Annotated in this window: 17 protein-coding genes; 13 read left to right on the forward strand and 4 right to left on the reverse strand. The window is 73.9% G+C overall.

Annotated features, from left to right (window positions below; genetic code table 11):
* Window positions 1-22: 22 nt before the first annotated feature.
* Together Q6349_RS08655 and Q6349_RS08660 are read left to right on the forward strand one after the other, a co-directional pair.
* Entirely contained in the window at window positions 23-2068 is a 2046-nt protein-coding gene (locus Q6349_RS08655; protein WP_304603708.1) for an ATP-dependent DNA helicase, read from the forward strand.
* 10 nt (window positions 2069-2078) lie between these two features.
* Window positions 2079-3038 (forward strand): L-lactate dehydrogenase, encoded by a 960-nt coding sequence (locus Q6349_RS08660; protein WP_171247763.1) that lies wholly within the window; start codon window positions 2079-2081, stop codon window positions 3036-3038.
* 33 nt (window positions 3039-3071) lie between these two features.
* Here Q6349_RS08660 and lexA read toward each other — a convergent pair whose 3' ends face one another.
* Window positions 3072-3815 carry a transcriptional repressor LexA gene (lexA, locus tag Q6349_RS08665; protein WP_304603709.1) on the reverse strand — a complete coding sequence of 248 codons (744 nt, stop codon included), beginning with the start codon at window positions 3813-3815 and terminating at the stop codon, window positions 3072-3074.
* Between the two features lie 222 nt (window positions 3816-4037).
* Between lexA and Q6349_RS08670 the strand changes: the two genes are divergently transcribed.
* Both Q6349_RS08670 and nrdR read left to right on the forward strand, forming a co-directional pair.
* On the forward strand, window positions 4038-4379 hold the full coding sequence (locus tag Q6349_RS08670) for a LysM peptidoglycan-binding domain-containing protein (protein ID WP_304603710.1): 342 nt from the start codon (window positions 4038-4040) through the stop codon (window positions 4377-4379).
* 93 nt (window positions 4380-4472) lie between these two features.
* Window positions 4473-4958 (forward strand): transcriptional regulator NrdR, encoded by a 486-nt coding sequence (gene nrdR, locus Q6349_RS08675; protein WP_304603711.1) that lies wholly within the window; start codon window positions 4473-4475, stop codon window positions 4956-4958.
* A gap of 9 nt (window positions 4959-4967) precedes the next feature.
* On the opposite strand, the gene serA is transcribed toward nrdR, so the two are convergent.
* Window positions 4968-6206, reverse strand: a complete 1239-nt coding sequence (serA, locus tag Q6349_RS08680) for a phosphoglycerate dehydrogenase (protein ID WP_304603712.1) — start codon at window positions 6204-6206, stop codon at window positions 4968-4970.
* Between the two features lie 43 nt (window positions 6207-6249).
* Entirely contained in the window at window positions 6250-8511 is a 2262-nt protein-coding gene (locus Q6349_RS08685) for an AAA family ATPase (RefSeq protein ID WP_304603713.1), read from the reverse strand.
* Between the two features lie 143 nt (window positions 8512-8654).
* On the opposite strand from Q6349_RS08685, the gene Q6349_RS08690 reads away from it, so the two are divergent.
* The 6 genes from Q6349_RS08690 to Q6349_RS08715 all read left to right on the forward strand — a co-directional run bounded on the left by Q6349_RS08690 (window position 8655) and on the right by Q6349_RS08715 (window position 14668).
* The gene (locus Q6349_RS08690; protein ID WP_304603714.1) at window positions 8655-9980 is read left to right on the forward strand and encodes a PP2C family protein-serine/threonine phosphatase; all 1326 of its coding nucleotides are present in this window, start codon (window positions 8655-8657) and stop codon (window positions 9978-9980) included.
* Entirely contained in the window at window positions 9970-11139 is a 1170-nt protein-coding gene (locus Q6349_RS08695) for an ATP-binding protein (protein ID WP_304603715.1), read from the forward strand. The genes Q6349_RS08690 and Q6349_RS08695 overlap by 11 nt, the downstream gene beginning before the upstream one ends.
* A 130-nt stretch (window positions 11140-11269) precedes the next feature.
* Window positions 11270-12706 carry a DUF1254 domain-containing protein gene (locus Q6349_RS08700; protein WP_304603716.1) on the forward strand — a complete coding sequence of 479 codons (1437 nt, stop codon included), beginning with the start codon at window positions 11270-11272 and terminating at the stop codon, window positions 12704-12706.
* 74 nt (window positions 12707-12780) lie between these two features.
* The gene (locus Q6349_RS08705; protein WP_304603717.1) at window positions 12781-13221 is read left to right on the forward strand and encodes a response regulator; all 441 of its coding nucleotides are present in this window, start codon (window positions 12781-12783) and stop codon (window positions 13219-13221) included.
* Window positions 13222-13316: 95 nt separating this feature from the next.
* Complete coding sequence (locus Q6349_RS08710) at window positions 13317-14249, forward strand: PAC2 family protein (protein ID WP_304603718.1); 933 nt, start codon at window positions 13317-13319, stop codon at window positions 14247-14249.
* A 215-nt stretch (window positions 14250-14464) separates the two neighbouring features.
* Window positions 14465-14668, forward strand: a complete 204-nt coding sequence (locus Q6349_RS08715; protein WP_171247753.1) for a cold-shock protein — start codon at window positions 14465-14467, stop codon at window positions 14666-14668.
* A 68-nt stretch (window positions 14669-14736) separates the two neighbouring features.
* Here the strand turns inward: Q6349_RS08715 and Q6349_RS08720 are convergent, their stop codons facing one another.
* Window positions 14737-15633 (reverse strand): spermidine synthase, encoded by an 897-nt coding sequence (locus Q6349_RS08720; RefSeq protein WP_304603719.1) that lies wholly within the window; start codon window positions 15631-15633, stop codon window positions 14737-14739.
* Between the two features lie 103 nt (window positions 15634-15736).
* Between Q6349_RS08720 and Q6349_RS08725 the strand changes: the two genes are divergently transcribed.
* From Q6349_RS08725 to Q6349_RS08735, 3 genes are read left to right on the forward strand one after another with little or no spacing between them, the layout of a single operon-like run.
* Window positions 15737-16174, forward strand: coding sequence for an SAV_6107 family HEPN domain-containing protein (locus Q6349_RS08725; RefSeq protein WP_171247751.1), 438 nt, complete (start codon window positions 15737-15739; stop codon window positions 16172-16174).
* Window positions 16171-17418: a DNA polymerase IV gene (locus Q6349_RS08730; RefSeq protein WP_171247750.1), complete on the forward strand. Its 1248-nt coding sequence runs from the start codon at window positions 16171-16173 to the stop codon at window positions 17416-17418. The genes Q6349_RS08725 and Q6349_RS08730 overlap by 4 nt, the downstream gene beginning before the upstream one ends.
* Window positions 17419-17471: 53 nt before the next feature.
* Window positions 17472-17885, forward strand: coding sequence for a DUF3040 domain-containing protein (locus Q6349_RS08735; RefSeq protein WP_304603720.1), 414 nt, complete (start codon window positions 17472-17474; stop codon window positions 17883-17885).
* The last annotated feature ends 118 nt before the right edge of the window (window positions 17886-18003 follow it).

Consider the following 18003-nt stretch of genomic DNA (forward strand, 5'->3'; position numbering starts at 1 on the left):
TGCGCGCCCGTAGGATCTTCCGGTGACCCCGTCCGACACCGCCGAGCCCGCACCCGCACCCGACGTCCCCGCGCTGCTCGACCGCGCCGTCGGTGCTCTGGGCGGCAGCCCCCGGCAGGGTCAGCGGGAGATGGCCGCCGAGGTCGCGCGCGCGATCGAGGACGGACGGCACCTGCTCGTGCAGGCCGGGACGGGGACCGGCAAGTCGCTCGGCTACCTGGTCCCCGCCGTCCGGCACGCGGTGACCGAGGGCGAACGGGTGGTGGTCTCGACCGCCACCCTGGCGCTGCAGCGCCAGGTCATCACCCGGGACCTGCCCCTGGTGGCCGACGCCGTGGCGCCCGCGCTGCCGCGACCCCCGCAGGTGGCCCTGCTCAAGGGCTGGCACAACTACCTGTGCCGGCACAAGATCACCGGCGGGTACCCGACGGACGACGCGACGCTCTTCGACCTGCCCCCGGACCCCGGACCGGGCGAGGGCGCCGCCGCGGAGCAGCACCCGGCGTCGGCGCGCGGCGGCGACGCCGGGTCGGACCGGTTGGCCGACCACGTCCGGCGGCTGCACGCCTGGGCCGAGGAGACCGACACCGGCGACCGGGACGACCTCGTCCCCGGCGTGCCGGACCGTGCCTGGCGGCAGGTCTCGGTGACGTCCCTGGAGTGCCTCGGTCAGCGCTGCCCGGTGTTCGACGAGTGCTTCGCGGAGCAGGCCCGCGGCACGGCCCGCGAGGCCGACGTCGTCGTCACCAACCACGCCATGCTGGGCATCGCCGCCTCGGGGAACCAGCACGTGCTGCCCGAGCACGACGTGCTCGTGGTCGACGAGGCGCACGAGCTCGCCGACCGCATCACCTCGGCGGCCACGGTCGACCTCGCGGCCGGGACGGTCGAGCACGCGGCCCGCCTCGCCCGTCGCCACGGCGGACGCACCACCGACGACCTCGACGCGGCCGCCCAGGGCCTCGCCCAGGTCCTGGCCTCCGTCCCCGCCGAGCGATATCCGCAGGGCCTCCCGGAGTCCCTGCACACCGCGGTGTCCGCCGTGCGGGACGCCGCGCGCGGTCTGCTCGCCGAGCTGCGGCCCGAGCCCGGCGCCGAGCCGGACGCGGGCATCCGGATGGCCCAGTCGGCCGTGCAGCAGCTCTTCGACGTCGCCGAGCGGATGGCCGCCGAGGACACGAGCGACGACGTGCTGTGGTGCTCCCGTCCGCCGGCCGACGCACCGTGGGGTGACGGCGTCGGCCGGCTCCACGCGGCCCCGCTGGCGGTGGCGGGGCTGATCAGCTCCCAGCTGCTCGCCGAGCGCACCGGCATCCTGACGTCGGCCACGCTGACGCTGGGCGGCAGATTCGACCCGCTGGCGCGGTCCCTCGGGCTCGCCGCCTCGACCGGCACCGAGGACGACGCGTGGCGGGGGATCGACGTCGGCAGCCCGTTCGACTACCGCAGCCAGGGCATCTGCTACGTGGCCAAGCACCTGCCGGCGCCGGGTCGCGAGCCGACGACCGACGCCCAGCTGGACGAGATCGCCGGCCTCATCGAGGCCGCCGGCGGGCGCACCCTCGGTCTGTTCTCGTCCCGCCGGGCCGCCACCGCGGCGGCCGAGGCGATGCGCGAGCGACTGGACGTCCCCGTGCTGTGCCAGGGCGACGACCAGCTGCCGAGCCTGGTGGCCGAGTTCGCCCGGGACCCGGCGACCTGCCTGTTCGGCACCCTGTCCCTCTGGCAGGGCGTGGACGTGCCCGGCGACGCCTGTCGCCTGGTCCTGATCGACCGCGTCCCGTTCCCCCGACCGGACGACCCGGTGAAGGCGGCCCGCGCCCGAGCGGTCGAGCAGGCCGGGGGGAACGGCTTCATGCAGGTCGCCGCGACGCACGCCGCGCTGCTGCTGGCCCAGGGCGCCGGCCGGCTGATCCGCTCCCAGGACGACCGGGGTGTCGTGGCGATCCTCGACCCGCGGCTCGTCACGGCACGGTACGGATCGTTCCTGACCCGGTCGCTGCCCGACTTCTGGCGCACCACCGACCAGCATCTGGTCCGCGGTGCGCTGCGGCGCCTGGACACCTAGTCTGTCCTGTGTGAACGTTCCTCGCAGCACCACCAAGCTTGCCGTCGTCGGAGCCGGATCGGTCGGCTCCACCCTCGCGTACGCGGCCCTGGCGCGCGGTACCGCGCGGACGGTCGCGCTGATGGACGTGAACAAGGCGAAGGTCGACGCGGAGGTGCTCGACCTGCAGCACGGACGCATGTTCGTCCCCGAGGCCGAGGTCATCGGGTCGGACGACGTCGAGGTGTGCCGCGGGGCCGACGTGGTGGTCGTGACCGCCGGTGCGAAGCAGCAGCCCGGACAGTCCCGGCTCGACCTCGCCGAGGCGACGATCGGGCTGACCCGCAAGATCCTGCCCGGTCTGGTCGAGGTCGCACCGGACGCGATCTACGTGATGGTCACCAACCCCGTCGACGTGGTGACCTTCGCGGCCCAGCAGGTCTCGGGTCTTCCGCCGGAGCGCGTCTTCGGGTCGGGGACGGTGCTGGACTCCTCCCGGCTGCGGGCGGCCCTCGCCGAGCACTGCGGGGTGGCCACCGCCAACGTGCACGCGTACGTGGCCGGCGAGCACGGCGACTCGGAGATCGCGTTGTGGAGCTCGGCACGGATCGCGGGCGTGCCGCTGCTCGAGTGGGAGGCCCTGCCCGGCCGACCGCCCCTGGACGACGCGGCGCGCGCGACGATCGCCCGCGAGGTCGTCGAGTCGGCCTACAAGGTGATCTCGGGCAAGGGGGCCACCAACTACGCCGTCGGCCTCGCCGCGACGCGCATCGTCGAGGCCGTGCTGAAGAACGAGCACCGGGTGATGCCGGTCTCCACCCGGGTCGACGGCTTCCACGGGATCGACGGCGTGTGCCTGTCGATGCCCACGCTGGTCGACGCCCGGGGCGCCACCACGGTGATCGACACGCCGGTCTCCGACGAGGAGGCCGCCGGGCTGCGGGCCTCCGCGGAGAGCGTGCGCGCGGTGCTGCACCGCTTCGGTCTCTGACCGGGTGCCGCCCGCGCGGACGGGCGGCCGGTCTCAGAGGCTGCGGAGCACCGCCACCACGCGACCGAGCACCTGTGCCTCGTCGCCGGCGATGGGGGAGTAGGCCGCGTTCTGCGGCATCAGCCACGTGTGGCCGTCCGACTGCTTGAACGTCTTGACCGTGGCCTCGCCGTCGATCATGGCGGCGACGATCTCGCCCTGCTCGGCGACGTTCTGGCGCCGGACCACGACCCAGTCGCCGTCGCAGATCGCCGCGTCGACCATCGAGTCGCCGGCGACCTTGAGCAGGAACAGCTCGCCGTCGCCGACGAGCTGCCGGGGCAGCGGGAAGACGTCCTCGACGACTTGCTCGGCGAGGATCGGACCACCGGCGGCGATGCGTCCGACCAGGGGCACGTACGACGGCACGGGGGTCTCCTCGCCCTCGCCGTCCGGTGCCGGAGCGGTGCGGGCGGGCCGGTCGTCGGTGCTGGCGGTCCGGCCCGTGTCGGGGTCGACGACCTCGATCGCCCGGGGGCGGTGGGGGTCGCGCCGGAGATAGCCCTTGCGTTCGAGCACCGTCAGCTGGTGCTTGACGGACGACGGGCTCGCCAGCCCGACGGCCTCGCCGATCTCGCGCATGGTCGGGGGGTACCCGCGGGACTCCACCGACTCGCGGATGGTCGTCAGGACGCCGCGCTGCCGCGCCGTGAGCCGGTCCGCCCCGGGCGCGAGCTCCGAGACCGACGCCAGACCGCTGCCGGCGCCCCTCGCGTCCTTGTCCTGTCGCGTCGCCATCCGTCGCTCCCTTGGTGCCGTCTCGAGGTGCGGGTGGCCGGCACGCCCGGCCCGAACCCGACATTCCTGCCATCCCGCTGTCGTCAGCCTAGGCCAGATCACCTGCGACATCAAACATCTGTTCGAGATCTCTCGACGTGTGTCGCGCGGTCGTGGTATCAAGGGAACAGGTGTTCGACGAACGTGTGTACGAAGGATCGCGACCACGGAGGGACGGACGTCATGGCGACGACGGAGACACGATCGGCAGGCCTCCTGGACCGGTGGGGTCTGGCGGGTCTGCGACTGACGGCGCGTGGTCGGCTGGTGCTGTTCCTGCTGGCGGTGGCGGTGAGCCTGCCGGTCGCGCTGGCGGGGTCCCAGGCCGTGGCGGGTTCGCCGGGGGAGCCGATCGAGGTCCGGCTGCACACGGTCGCCCCGGGGGAGACGCTCTGGCAGTTCGCCGCCGGGCTGGCGGAGCCCGGCGAGGACCTGCGCGTCGTCGTCGCCGAGCTGCGCGACCTCAACGGCATGCCGGACTCGTCGCTGCAGGTCGGGCAGGTGCTGGTGCTCCCGCGGTCGTAGCGGTGCCGTGCTGTGTTGCACCGAGCCCGGGCCTGCGCATACTTTCGTCGGGCAGCCGGGCAGGGGCTCGGCACCGACCGCAGGAGATCTCGGATGCACTGCCCTTTCTGCCGACACGCCGACTCGCGCGTGGTCGACTCGCGGACCTCGGACGACGGTGCGGCGATCCGCCGTCGTCGCCAGTGCCCGTCCTGCCAGCGCAGGTTCACCACGATCGAGACGGCGAGCCTGTCGGTGGTGAAGCGGTCCGGGGCGACCGAGCCGTTCAGCCGCGACAAGGTGGTGTCCGGGGTCCGCAAGGCCTGCCAGGGCCGGCCGGTCAGCGGGGACGACCTCGCCCTGCTCGCCCAGCGCGTGGAGGAGGCCCTGCGGTCCTCGGGCAGCGCGGAGATCGACGCCTACGAGATCGGCCTGGCCATCCTCGGCCCGCTGCGTGAGCTGGACGAGGTGGCCTACCTGCGGTTCGCCTCGGTCTACCAGGCCTTCGAGTCCCTCGAGGACTTCGAGGCGGCGATCACCTCGTTGCGTGCCGAGCGGCTCGAGCGCGAGACGTCGGGCGCCGGCGCGTCGGAGGAGTGACCGCCGACCTCAGCCGGCCGCGGGCCCCGGCGGGAACTCCGGACGGTCGAAGGCGTCGCGGATACGGAGCCGCACCGTGGTGTCCATCGCCATGAGCTTGCTCGACGCACCGCGGTGCGTCACGTCGGAGATGTCGGTGACCACGTAGCCCAGGTCGCCGTGGGTGGCCAGCATCTGCGCCTCGATGTTCGCCCCGTGGTCGGCGAAGACCTGGTTCACCGCCGCCAGCACGCCGGGCACGTTCCGGTGCAGCAGGGCGATGCGCCCCACGCCGGTGTGCTCGAGCTGCAGGTTCGGCAGGTTGACGGACAGCATCGTCGAGCCCGTGAGCAGGTAGTCACGGAGCTTCTTGGCGACGAACTGCCCGATGTTCTGCTGGGCCTCCTCCGTCGACCCGCCCACGTGCGGGGTGAGGATGACGTTGTCGAGTCCCCGCAGCGGCGACTCGAAGTGGTCGCCACGCTTCTTCGGCTCGGTCGGGAAGACGTCGACGGCGGCCCCGGCGAGGTGGCCGCTGAGGATGTGCTCGCGCAGGGCCTCGACGTCCACGACGAAGCCGCGGGAGAGGTTGAGGAAGATCGCCCCCGGCTTCATCCGGGCGAAGAGGTCGTCGCCGAACAGACCGGCGTTGCCCTGCCGGCCGTCGACGTGGATGGTCACGGCGTCGGCGGTCTCGAGGAGCTCGCCGAGGGTCTCCGCACGGCGCGCGTTGCCGAGGGCCAGCTTCTCGGAGGTGTCGAAGAAGACGACGTTCATGCCGAGGTTCTCGGCGAGCACCGAGAGCTGGGACCCGATGTTGCCGTAGCCGATGATGCCCAGCGTGCGTCCCCGGACCTCGTGGGACCCGTCCGCCGTCTTGTCCCACAGGCCGTCGTGCAGCGCCTTGTCGCGGACGGTGAGCCGCCGCGTCAGGGCGATGATCTCCGACACGGCGAGCTCGACGACCGAGCGTGTGTTCGAGAACGGGGCGTTGAAGACCGCCACGCCGTGGCCCGCCGCGGCCCCGAGGTCGATCTGGTTGGTGCCGATCGAGAACGTCCCGACCGCGAGCAGGCCGGGGGACTCCTCGATCACCCGGCGGGTGACCTGGGTCTTGGACCGGATGCCGAGGATGTGGAAGTCGGCGAGCGTCTCGATCAGCTCGAACTCGTCGAGGGCACCGGGGCGGGACTCGACCTCGATCCCGGCCGACTCCAGGACGGCGACGGCGTCGGGGTGGATGTTCTCGAGAAGAAGGGCGCGCAGCACGCCCCTATGGTGCGCCTCGCGGGGCACCGGGGCCAAACGTGTCTCACCCCTCGTGCATCAGCCCCGCGGGGAGCTCGCCGGCGTGCACGACCACGAGGCGCTGCGTGGGGCGCGTCATCGCCACGTACAGGTCGCCCCAGCCGCCGGCCCCGGCGGCGACCGCCGCCGGCTCGACGACGACGACGGCGTCGAACTCCAGACCCTTGATCTCCCGCGGCGAGGCCACGAGGACCTGCGCGTCCTCGGGACGCTGGGCGGCCAGCCGCCGGCCCTCCTCGGGCCCCAGCGCCTCGCCGACGGCGGCGGCGACCGCGCCGCGCAGTCCGCTCACCCGGTCCGCCGGCGCGATGACGGCCACGCGTCCGGCGCCGTCGGGGTCCACGTGCCGGCGGGCCTCCTCGGCGGCACGGCGAGCGGTCTCCCCCACGAGGTCGTCCGTCGGGGCGACGACGAGGGAGTCGGGCGCGTCGCGCGCCGCGGTCAGGGGCGAGACGGGCAGACCCGCCGCCACGGCCACCCGCTGCGCGGTCGTGGCGACCTCTGCGGGGGTCCGGTAGGACACGGTGAGCTCGTGCAGGCGCCAGCCGTCGCGGAGCACGGAGCCGAGCGTCTTCTGCCAGGACCGGGCGCCGGCCGCCGAGGACGTCTGGGCGACGTCCCCCACGATCGTCAGCGACCGGGAGGGCACCCGGCGCACCAGCGTGTGCCAGGCCATCGGGCTGAGCTCCTGCGCCTCGTCGACCACGACGTGGCCGTAGGTCCAGGAGCGGTCCGCCGCCGCCCGCTCCGCCGTCGTCAGGGACGGCCCCGACTCCGCGAACCGCGCGGCCAGCGTCTCGGCGTCGACCATGCCCTGGCCGGCACCGGTGCTGGCGAGCGTCTGGCGGGCGTACTCGATCTCGGCGGCGCGCCGCGCCTCGGCCGCCCGGGCCTCGGCCCGGGCGACGCTGTCGTCCTCGCCGAGCAGCTCCGCGGCCTCGTCCAGGATCGGCACGTCGGCCTCGGTCCAGGGTGCGTCGGGGTCGCGGCGCAGCGCCTCCCGCTCCGCGTCGGACAGCTCGGGTGCCGCCTCGGCGAGGCGGTGCGGCTTGGACCACAGGTCGGCGACGAGCCGCTCGGGCGTGATGGGGAACCAGGCCAGGTTGATCGCCACGCGCACGTCACGGTCCGCCCGCAGGTCCTCGGTGAGCACGGCGAGGTCGTGCTCGGTGACCTCGCGCTGCGTGCGCTCGCGGTACTGCTCGACCAGCTGGCCGAGCATCTCGCGCACGAAGGTGGCGCGCGCCTCGTTGTGCGGCTTGTGCGTCCGTCGTGCCCGGGAGATCGCGTCGCGCACGTCGCGGCGGCGCACGTGCAGCTCCACCCCGTCGATCCGCACCGGCACGTCCGTCGCGGGCACCCGTTCGCGGGCCCGCACGGCACGCTTGACCGCGGCGCGCCACAGCAGACGGCCCTTGATCTCGGCGGCGACCGGGTCCTCGACGGCGTCGGCCGTCACCCCGGGCAGGAGCTCGGCGATGGTCGTGGACACCACGCCGGTCTCGCCGAGGGAGGGCAGGACCTGGTCGATGTACCGCAGGAACGAGCGGCTGGGGCCGACGAGCAGCACGCCGGAGCGTTCCAGCAGCCGCCGGTGGGCGTACAGCAGGTAGGCGGCACGGTGCAGGGCGACCGCCGTCTTGCCCGTCCCGGGACCGCCCTGGACGACGACGGCGCCGCCGAGCTCGTCCCGCACGATGCGGTCCTGCTCGCCCTGGATGGTCGCGACGATGTCGGACATGCGCCCGGTCCGCCGCCGCGCCAGGGACGCCAGCAGCGCTCCCTCCCCGGACAGGCTGGAGGCGTCCAGGCCGTCGTCGACGGCGTCCAGGTCCAGGACCTCGTCCTCCAGGCCCGTCACCGTGCGTCCGGCGGTCACCACGTGCCGACGGCGTCGCACGCCGTCGGGGTGGCGCGCGGTGGCGCGGTAGAAGGCTTGCGCGGCGGGTGCGCGCCAGTCGGTCAGCAGCGCGCGGTGCTCGTCGTCGGTCAGGCCGATCCGGCCGATGTACCGCTCCTCGCCGGACTCGAGGTCGAGACGGCCGAAGGCGAGGCGGTCCTCGACGGCGTCGAGCCGGGCGGCGCGGTCCTCGTACATGGTCGCGAAGGCGTCGCGCTCGCTACGGTTCTGCGGCGAGCCGGAGGGTCCCTCGCGCCGGACCGCCGCGAGCCGCGCGCGCGCCGTGGCGCGCAGCTCGTCGAGTCGCGCGTAGAGGCGGTCGACGACCGCCTGCTCGCGTGCCAGCTCGTCGTGCCTGCCCGCCACGCGTCCTCCAGGTGCTGCTCGGTGTGCGGCCGACCATCATTCCACGTCCGTGACCCCTGTCGTGTCCCGCCCCGGGTGATCTGGGGCGGCGCGCCGCCGCGCCACCGGTGACGTGGACCACAGCGGCGCATAGGATCCCGACCATGAGCAGCGGCGACGGGGGTCAGGAGGAGGCCGGGGACCCCGCGGGGGGCGCGCTGCCGTGCGTCCTGCTGGTCGAGGACGACGACGGCGACGCCCTGCTGGTCACCGAGCTCCTCGCTGACGCGGAGATCGACGTCGAGCTGCGTCGCGCGGTGTCGGTCTCCCAGGCAGCGGCCGAGGTCGCCACCGGTGCGGTGGACTGCCTCCTGGTGGACCTCGGGCTCCCGGACGCGGCGGGTCTGACGGCCGTGCAGCGGCTGCGCCACGTGGGCGCCCGGCACGCCGCCTCGCCCGCCCTCGTGGTGCTGACGGGGCACAGCGGGGTCGATCTCGGCGTCGAGGCGGTGGCGGCCGGGGCCGACGACTACCTCGTCAAGGGTGAGGTCGGACCGGACCTGCTCGGCCGGTCCCTGCGCTACGCGCTGCAGCGCCGGCGGTCGGCGGAGCAGGAACGCGCCCTGTACCGCGGCCGGATCCGGGCGGCCGAGACCGCGAGGCTGGAGAAGGCTCTGCTGCCCACGCCCCTGGTCGACGACGAGGCCGTGTCCGTGCTCGTGGGATACCTGCCCGGCGGGGAGGGGCTCCTCGGCGGAGACTTCTTCGACACCGTCGAGCTGCCCGACGGCCGGGTGCTCTCGGTGATCGGGGACGTCGCCGGCCACGGGCCCGACGAGGCCGCGCTCGGCGCGACGCTCCGGACCGCGTGGCGGACGCTCGTGCTCACCGGGACCCCGCCCGAGGCGATCTTCCCCGCGCTGGAGACGGTGCTGCACACCGAACGTGCGCGTCCGGAGATCTTCGTGACGCTGTGCCAGGTGACCGTGCAGGCCGACCGGTCCGCCGTCGAGATCTGCCTCGCCGGTCACCTCGCCCCGATGCTCCTCACCGGGACGGACGGCACCCTGGGGTGCGAGGTCCTCGCGCCGGTCGAGCGTGGTCGCGCCCTCGGCGTGCCGGTGCCCGGGGGGTGGACGTCGCAACGGCTCGAGCTCGAGGGTCCGTTCGCGGTCGTCACCTACACCGATGGTCTGGTGGAGGCGTCGCTGGCCGCCGACGAGTCGTCCGCACCGGGTCGGGTCGGACGGCGGCGGGCCGCGTTGCGCGTGGGCGTGGCCGGTCTGGCCGACCTCGTCCGCGACGAGGTCGAGCGCGCAGGTCTCGGCGGGGTCGTCGAGGGGGTGCTGCGCCGGGTCCGGCGCCTGCACGGTGGCCCCCTGGCGGACGACGCCGCGATGCTGGTCGTCGGCTGGACCGGGTCCGAGGACGTGCCGGGCGAGCGCTCCGCCATGCTCGCGGACTCCGTGGAGTGGCCCGATGAGTCCTGAACGCTCCGTGCTGGACCGCGCGCGCCGGCTGCTGCGCTGGGGGACGGTGGCCCTCGTCGCCGGGCTGCTGCTGGCCCTGGTCGCCACGCTGGGTTCGCAGCGGCTGCTGGAAGCCGGTGCCGACGCCGCGGCGATCGACGACGCCCGGGTGTGGAACGAGGTGCTCCTGGCCGTGGTGGTCGTGCTGGGCGGCGTCGGCGTCGGCGTCGCCGTCACGGTCCTGCGCGAGGTGCGCCGGGGCCTGACGGTCCCGCTGGCCACCCTGGCCGCCGAGGTCCGCGCCGCCAGCACGGGCGAGCACGACCACGAGATCCCTCCGGTGGGTTCGGGCGAGGTCGCGGCCCTGGCGCGCGACGTCGAGGCGATGCGGCGCGAGCTGGTCGAGCAGGTCGCCGACGCCCGCGCGGCGCACCAGGAGGTGGAGGACGCCCACCTGCGGCTGCGCGAGCAGGCCGCCGAGCTGGAGCGGTCGAACCGCGACCTGGAGCAGTTCGCCTACGTCGCCTCCCACGACCTGCAGGAGCCGCTGCGCAAGGTCGCCAGCTTCACCCAGCTCCTGCAGAAGCGCTACGGCGACCAGCTCGACGACCGGGCCGACCAGTACATCGCCTTCGCCGTGGACGGGGCGCACCGCATGCAGCGGCTCATCCAGGACCTGCTCAGCTTCTCGCGGGTGGGGCGCTCCGGCGGCCGGCGCGAGGACGTCGACCTGTCCGACGTGCTCGACCAGGTCCTGTCCGACCTGTCGCACCGCCTCGCCGAGAAGGACGGCGAGGTGACCAGCGACCCGCTGCCGGTGGTCGAGGGGGAGCGCGGCCCGCTGACGATGCTGATGCGCAACGTCGTGGGCAACGCGCTGAAGTTCGCCCACCCGGACCGGCCGCCGCGCGTGCACGTGTCGGCCCGGCGGGTGAGCGGCCCCGACGGCGAGGAGTGGGAGCTGGCGTGCACGGACAACGGGATCGGCATCGACCCGCAGTACGCCGAACGCGTCTTCGTGATCTTCCAGCGCCTGCACCCCAAGGAGGTGTACAGCGGCACCGGGATCGGGCTCGCGCTCGTCAAGCGGGTCGTCGAGCATCACGGCGGCAGGGTGTGGATCGACCCGGAGGTGACCACCGGGACCACCGTCCGGTGGACGCTGCCGGCGGCCCGGTGACCCGGGTCCGCTGCCGGGCCAGCATCGGGTGGACCTGAGGCCGCCGTTCCGCCGACAGGGCGAGCGTTCGCCGGATGCAGGACGATGCGAGCAGGCGGCCCGCGTTCGTCGAGAGGACACCACGATGCGCATGACCACGAGCGTCCCGGAGGGCATCGCGACGCCGGACGAGCTGCACACCCGCATCGGCACGCTCCGGCTCCACGACGGGGTGCCGGACGAGGAGACGACGAGGCTGGTCTACGACAACCTCGACTTCCAACGTGCGGTGCAGGCGTACCTGTCGAGCATCCAGATCGCCTCGATGCGTGCGATGCGCGCGGGGATCCTCGCCCAGGGTCCGGCGAACACCACGATCGTGGCGTTCGAATCGATGATGGACTCCCGCGCGCTGTTCCTCACGCCGAACACGACCAGCGTCTACATGATGTCGTGGCTGGACCTGAGCGACGGGCCGCTCGTCGTGGAGACCCCACCGGACGTCCTGGGGATCATCGACGACAGCTGGTTCCACTACGTGGCCGACTTCGGCAACGCCGGTCCCGACCGGGGCCGGGGCGGTCGGTTCCTCGTCCTGCCCCCCGGCCACGACGGTGGGGTACCCGACGGGTACCACGTGGTCCGCACGCAGACCTTCGGCAACTGGGTGGTCTGGCGGGGCTTCCCGGTGGACGGCGACCCGGCGCCCGCGGTGCGGACGACCCGCGAGCGGTTCAGCATCCACCCCCTCGGCAGCGACCCCGTCGAGATGACGATGGTCGACGTGTCGGGGACCGAGCTGAACACCGTCCACCGGATGGACGCGGCACTGTTCGACGAGGTCGCCGCGACGGTGCGCACCGAACCGCCGGACGGCCAGGATCCGGAGATCCTCGGGCTGCTGGCCTCGATCGGCATCCGCCACGGTGCGCCGTTCGCGCCCGACGCGCGGATGCGGCGGATCCTGGCCGACGCGGCCGACGTCGGCGCGGCCACGGTCCGGGCGCTCGCGGCCCGGCCGCGCGACGAGGAGTACTACCTCTACCCGGGGGAGCGCGTCTGGCAGAACCCCTTCGTCGGGGGGAGCTACGAGTTCCTGCGCGACGGCGCTCGGCTGCTCGACGCCCGTGCCTACATGCACTTCTACGCCACGGGCATCACGCCGGCGATGAGCATGGCGATGGTCGGCAAGGGCTCGCAGTACGCCGTGGCGTACCTCGGCGCCGACGGAGCACCGTTGGACGGGTCGGAGACCTACGTCGTCCACCTGCCCCCCGACGTGCCGGCCCAGGACTTCTGGTCGTTCGTCGTCTACGACAACCAGACCCGGTCCATGCTGCAGACGGACCAGCGGCTGCCCGGCATCAGCAGCGCCCGGGGGGCCGAGCAGAACGCCGACGGGTCGTTCGACGTGTACTTCGGGCCCGAGCGGCCGTCGAACGGCGCGACGAACTGGGTCCAGACCGTCCCCGGGCGGGGCTGGAACATGCTGTTCCGCCTCTACGGTCCCCTCGAGACCTGGTTCGACCGGACCTGGCGGCCGGGCGACCCGACCCGGATCGACCAGGGCGGGGGGCCCGCGGCCTAGGCGGCTCCGCCCTCCCGCGGGACCGGGCGGGCGTCGACCGTGCCGCCCGGCGCCGTGCGACTATGGTGTCGTCCATGGCGGAGCAGCAGGTCGGCATCGAGGTCCTCCTGGTCGAGGACGACCCCGGTGACGTGCTCATGACCCGCGAGGCCTTCGCCGAGCACAAGGTCGCCAACACGCTGTGGGTCGTCTCGGACGGGGTCAGCGCGATGGAGTTCCTCCGCAAGGAGGGCCAGCACGCCGCCGCCCCCACCCCGGACCTGGTGCTGCTGGACCTCAACCTGCCCCGGATGGACGGCCGCGAGGTCCTGGCGTCGGTCAAGCAGGACGCCGCGCTGCGGCACATCCCGGTGGTGGTGCTGACGACCTCCGAGGCGGAGGAGGACGTGCTGCGTTCCTACAGCCTGCACGCCAACGCCTACGTCACCAAGCCCGTCGACTTCGAACGGTTCATCGACGTCGTGCGGCAGATCGACGACTTCTTCGTCTCGGTGGTGCGCCTGCCGCAGCGGTGAGCGCTCCCGGCGGCCGGGATGATCTCGGGCGCGGCGTGGGTTGTGGGTCGGCAGAGGTGCGACCGCACCCCGGAGCCGGTTCGTGAGGAGGAACGGTGCAGGACCCGCAGGGCATCTACGAGGTGGATCACGACGCGGTGGCGCGGACCCTGGGCACGGCCGACGAGGGCGGACCCGCCGCGGCGCCCGTCCTGGTGCACGCGGTGCGCGGTTTCGTGGACGCCGGTGCCACCGGGGAGCTCGCGGCGGAGCACCTCCTGGGGAGCTTCACGCCGACCCGCCTGGTGACCTTCGACGTCGACCAGCTCGTCGACTACCGGTCCCGCCGCCCGCCGATGACGTTCGACGCGGACCGCTGGGCCGGGTACGACGCACCCGTCCTGGCGCTCGACCACCTGGCCGACGACGAGGGCACCGGCTTCCTGCTGCTGCACGGGACCGAGCCGGACCTGCAGTGGGAGCGGGCCGCGGCCGCGGTGCGGCGGATCGTCGACGAGCTGGGTGTGTCGCTGACCGTCGGGCTGCACGGCATCCCGATGGCCGTCCCGCACACCCGGCCGCTGACCCTGACGGTGCACGGGACCCGGGAGGGGCTGGTCGACGAGCAGACGACCTACTTCGGCCGCGTGCAGGTCCCGGGCTCCTGGGAGGCGCTCCTGGAGTACCGCCTCGGCGAGACCGAGCACGACGCGATGGGGTTCGCGGTGCACGTCCCGCACTACCTGGGGCAGTCGCGGTACGTCCCCGCGGCGGTCCTGGCGCTGCAGCAGCTCGAGAAGGCCACCGGGCTCGCGCTGCACACCGGGGCCCTCGACGAGGCGGCGGGCCAGGCGCGGGTCGAGGTCGCCGAGCTCGTCGCGGAGAACGAGGAGGTGGCGTCCGTCGTGCACCAGCTCGAGGAGCAGTACGACGCCTTCGCACGGTCGGTGGGCCGGCAGAACCTGCTCGCCGAGGACTCGTCCCTGCCGACGGCGGAGGAGCTGGGCGCCGAGTTCGAGCGCTTCCTGGCCGAGCGCGGCGACGACTGAAGGTTCCCGCGGCCGCCCGCCCGCCGGGTCGGACGTGTCGGCTGCGTGACACCTGCCGGTCATCGCCGCCCATTCCGTGCAAACCGGTGTGTTCCATGCCACACTTGCCGCGTTGCATCGGCGGAGCAGCGCACGAGCCGGCGTCGACCGCCCGCTGCGACGGCGGGTGCCCGTCCGGGGCTCCCGTGCATCGGACGGAAGATCGAAGGATCAGCATGGCGCAGGGTTCCGTGAAGTGGTTCAACGCTGAGAAGGGCTACGGGTTCATCGCCCAGGACGACGGCGGTGCCGACGTCTTCGTGCACTACTCGGCGATCCAGACGCAGGGGTACCGCACGCTCGACGAGGCGCAGCGGGTCGAGTTCGAGATCACGCAGGGGCCCAAGGGGCCCCAGGCGGAGCAGGTCGTCCCGATCTGAGGCGTACCCGACCGGCGCAGGCCGTCTCCCCGCCGGGGAGACGGCCTGCGCCGTTCCCGGGCGCGTCGTCACGGCAACGGTGCGACCGAGCCGGTGAACCGGGCCAGCTCCTCGCCGGCGAGCACGTGCGCCGGAACGGCCAGCGACCGCAGCGCGCGGCCCAGGGCCGGCGCGCGGACGTCGAGCGAGGGCGGCCCGTCCGGGTCCGTCTCACCGTCGGGCGTCGGCGCCACCGCGACGATCGTCACGTTGCCGTACCGACGTCCCTTGAGGATCGCGGGCTCGGCCACCAGCGCGAGGCGGCCGCCGTCGATCGCGCCCGGTCCGAGGGCCTCGGCGAAGGCCGCGACCTCGCGCCGTGCCGTGGTCAGCGGCGGGCGGTCGGCGCAGTTCGCCAGCACCACCCCGCCCGGGCGCACCGCGCGGACGCACGCGCGGGCGAACGCCGTGCCGACGAGGTGGTCGGGGGTCGTGTCCCCGGCGAACACGTCCCGGACGACGACGTCGGCCAGCCCGGGGGACAGGCCCGCCAGCGCGTGCCCGGCGTCGTCCGCGCGGAGCCGCAGCGCGGGGGAGCGGGGCAGCTCGAACCAGTGGCGGACGAGTCGCAGCAGCTCGGCGTCGACGTCCACGCCGATCTGACGCGAACCGGGCCGGGTGTGATCGACGTAGCGGGGGAGGGCGCAACCGGCGGCGCCGAGGTGGACGGCACGCAGCGGGCCGTCCGGGAGCGCGTCGACGACCGCGGCCATCTGCTGCAGGTACTCGAAGGCGAGGAACCCCGCGTCGCCGAGGTCGAGGCAGGAGCTCGGTACGTCGTTGACGTAGAGGGTCAGGCGCTCGGGGTCCTCCGGGTCGGTCTCGACGCGTGCCGTCCCGGTGTCGATCGGCACCTCCCCGGCGGGCAGTGTCGGTGCCTCGCGGGAGGATCGGGGGCGACGGGCGCGCCGGGAGCGTGGAGCCATGGCCGACATTCTCCCCGAGCGGTCCGCGATCTTGACAGGAGTCGAACAGGTGTTCGACGATGAGGTGGCGGGACGAACCCGCTCTGGGGTCTGGAGGTGTGTGATGTCCGCACAAGACGACGTCCCGATGCCGGAGCGCGTCCAGCAGCTGCTCGCCCGCGCCGACGCCGAGCTCGCCGAGGCCGTCGACGCGCGGGACAGCGGCGACCGGTTCGTGCACGCGCACCTGGCGGCGCTCCGTGCGGCCGCCGCCGTGGTCGCCCGGCACGACGACGTGCCGCGCCGTGGCCGCGCGCGGCCGGTGTGGGAGCTGCTGAGCCGTGTCGAGCCCGAGCTGGCGGCCTGGAGCGTCTACTTCGCCTCGGGCGCGCGGCTGCGGGCGGTCGTGGACTCCGGCCACGGCGACCAGGTGCCCGCTCGCCGTGCCGACGAGCTGCTCGCGTGCGCCGAGGACTTCCGTGACGAGGTCGGCCTGCGGCTCGACCCGCGTGCCGGGTTCGCGCTGACGCGTCTGCGGGACCGCTCGACGGCGGCGTCGTGAGTCGCGGGCCGCGTTCGGCGGACGTGCGCCGGAACTGGGGGAGCGACGAGGACGGCGCCACGATCCTGCACGTCGACATGGACGCCTTCTTCGCCTCCGTCGAGCTGGCCCGCCGGCCGGAGCTGCGGGGGCGCCCGGTCATCGTCGGAGGACGGGACCGCGGCGTGGTGCTGGCCGCCACCTACGAGGCCCGGGCGTACGGCGTCCGGTCCGCGATGGCGATGTCCCAGGCGCTGCGACGGTGCCCCCAGGCGGTCGTGGTGCGCCCGGACCACCAGGCCTACCGCGACGTGTCGCGGTCGGTCATGGAGATGCTCGGGGACATCACCGCCGTGGTCGAGCAGGTGTCGGTCGACGAGGCCTACCTCGACGTCGCGGGGGCGCGTCGTCGCCTCGGTCTGCCGACCGAGATCGGTGCCGCCCTGCGTGAACGGGTGCGGTCCGAGCACGGCGTGACCTGCTCGGTCGGGATCGGCCGCAACAAGCTCGTCGCCAAGCTGGCCTCGACGCACGCGAAGCCGGACGGCCTGCTGCTCGTCCCGCGCGACGCGACCGAGCCGTTCCTGCGAGCCCTGCCCGTCGGGGCCCTGACCGGTGTCGGGGACAAGACCGAGGCGGTGCTGGCCCGGTGGGGCATCACCACCGTCGCCCAGCTCGCCGACTCCGAGGTGGACGTGCTGCGTGCCGCCGTCGGCCCCGTCGCGGGACAGCACCTGCACGACCTCGCCTGGGGTCGGGACTCCCGTCCGGTGGTCGCCGGTCGGCCGGAGCGCAGCATCGGCGCCGAGTCGACGTTCGAGCGGGACCTGCGGGACACGGACGACCTGGTGGCCCGGCTCCGCGAGCTCGCGGACCGCGTCGCCGCGAGGCTGCGCCGGCACGACGTCGTGGCGCGGACCGTCACCCTGAAGCTCCGCACCAGCGACTTCCGCACGGTGAACCGGTCGCGGACCCTCGAGGCGCCGACGGACGTGGCCCAGGAGCTCTTCTCGGTCGCGCGGGAGCTGCTGGTCGGGGTGGACCGGGGAGGGCTCGCGGTACGGCTCGTGGGCGTCCGCGCGGAGAACCTGCGCCCGCGGTCCGGGCTGTCGAGCCAGCCCACCCTGTTCGACGCCGAGGACGACCGGGGCGAGGCCCGTCGGGAGGCCGAGATCGCCGTCGACGCGGTGCGGGCGCGGTTCGGGCGGTCCGCGGTGGCGCTGGGGGCGAGCTTCGCCCCGCCGTCGACTACCATGGACCCCTGAGCGGGCATATCCTAGAAGAACGTCAGTGGACCACAGCGAGATCGGGGGGCCCGATGCCTCTGTCGGAGTACGAGCAGCGCGTGCTGGAGCAGATGGAGCGCGCGCTGGAGAGCGACGACCCCCGGTTGGCGACCACGCTCCAGCACTCACGCCGCCGTTCTCCGCTGCGCTTCGTGCTCGCCGGGGCGGGCGTGGTGCTCGGTCTGCTGCTCCTGGTGATCGGTGCCGCGTCGCAGATGGCGTGGCTCGGCGTCGTCGGGTTCGCGCTGATGTTCGCCGGCGTGGCGTTCGTCTTCGCGGCGCCGCGCAAGAAGGGGCCGCAGGGCGTCGTCAAGGGTGACGGCACCGTGTCGCCGTCGGCGGCCTCCTCGGGGAGGACCACCCGGACGGCCAAGAAGCCCAAGAGCTCGGGGTTCCTCAACCGGCTCGAGGAGCGCTGGAACCGACGTCGCGACGAAGGCCGTTGAGCACCTGACCCGTCGGGCGCCCGCGCACGACGCCCGGTTCGCACCGCGGCGATCGCCGAACGTCCGCGTGGATGCGTGACCTGCTGGACCTGGTCGGACACCCGCTGAGCACCCGGCC

Origin of the sequence: Isoptericola sp. 178 (assembly GCF_030586525.1) — a bacterium.
GTDB classification, from domain to species: Bacteria; Actinomycetota; Actinomycetes; order Actinomycetales; family Cellulomonadaceae; genus Isoptericola; species Isoptericola sediminis.

Excerpts from the sequence above, each read along its gene's own strand:
- Q6349_RS08690 (WP_304603714.1), top strand. The coding sequence starts at position 8,655 with ATGAGCAGCGGCGACGGGGGTCAGGAGGAGGCCGGGGACCCCGCGGGG.
- Q6349_RS08700 (WP_304603716.1), top strand. The coding sequence starts at position 11,270 with ATGACCACGAGCGTCCCGGAGGGCATCGCGACGCCGGACGAGCTGCAC.
- lexA (WP_304603709.1), bottom strand. The coding sequence starts at position 3,815 with ATGGCGACGCGACAGGACAAGGACGCGAGGGGCGCCGGCAGCGGTCTG.
- Q6349_RS08670 (WP_304603710.1), top strand. The coding sequence starts at position 4,038 with ATGGCGACGACGGAGACACGATCGGCAGGCCTCCTGGACCGGTGGGGT.
- Q6349_RS08720 (WP_304603719.1), bottom strand. The coding sequence starts at position 15,633 with ATGGCTCCACGCTCCCGGCGCGCCCGTCGCCCCCGATCCTCCCGCGAG.
- Q6349_RS08735 (WP_304603720.1), top strand. The coding sequence starts at position 17,472 with ATGCCTCTGTCGGAGTACGAGCAGCGCGTGCTGGAGCAGATGGAGCGC.
- Q6349_RS08725 (WP_171247751.1), top strand. The coding sequence starts at position 15,737 with ATGTCCGCACAAGACGACGTCCCGATGCCGGAGCGCGTCCAGCAGCTG.
- Q6349_RS08695 (WP_304603715.1), top strand. The coding sequence starts at position 9,970 with ATGAGTCCTGAACGCTCCGTGCTGGACCGCGCGCGCCGGCTGCTGCGC.
- Q6349_RS08705 (WP_304603717.1), top strand. The coding sequence starts at position 12,781 with ATGGCGGAGCAGCAGGTCGGCATCGAGGTCCTCCTGGTCGAGGACGAC.
- nrdR (WP_304603711.1), top strand. The coding sequence starts at position 4,473 with ATGCACTGCCCTTTCTGCCGACACGCCGACTCGCGCGTGGTCGACTCG.
- Q6349_RS08715 (WP_171247753.1), top strand. The coding sequence starts at position 14,465 with ATGGCGCAGGGTTCCGTGAAGTGGTTCAACGCTGAGAAGGGCTACGGG.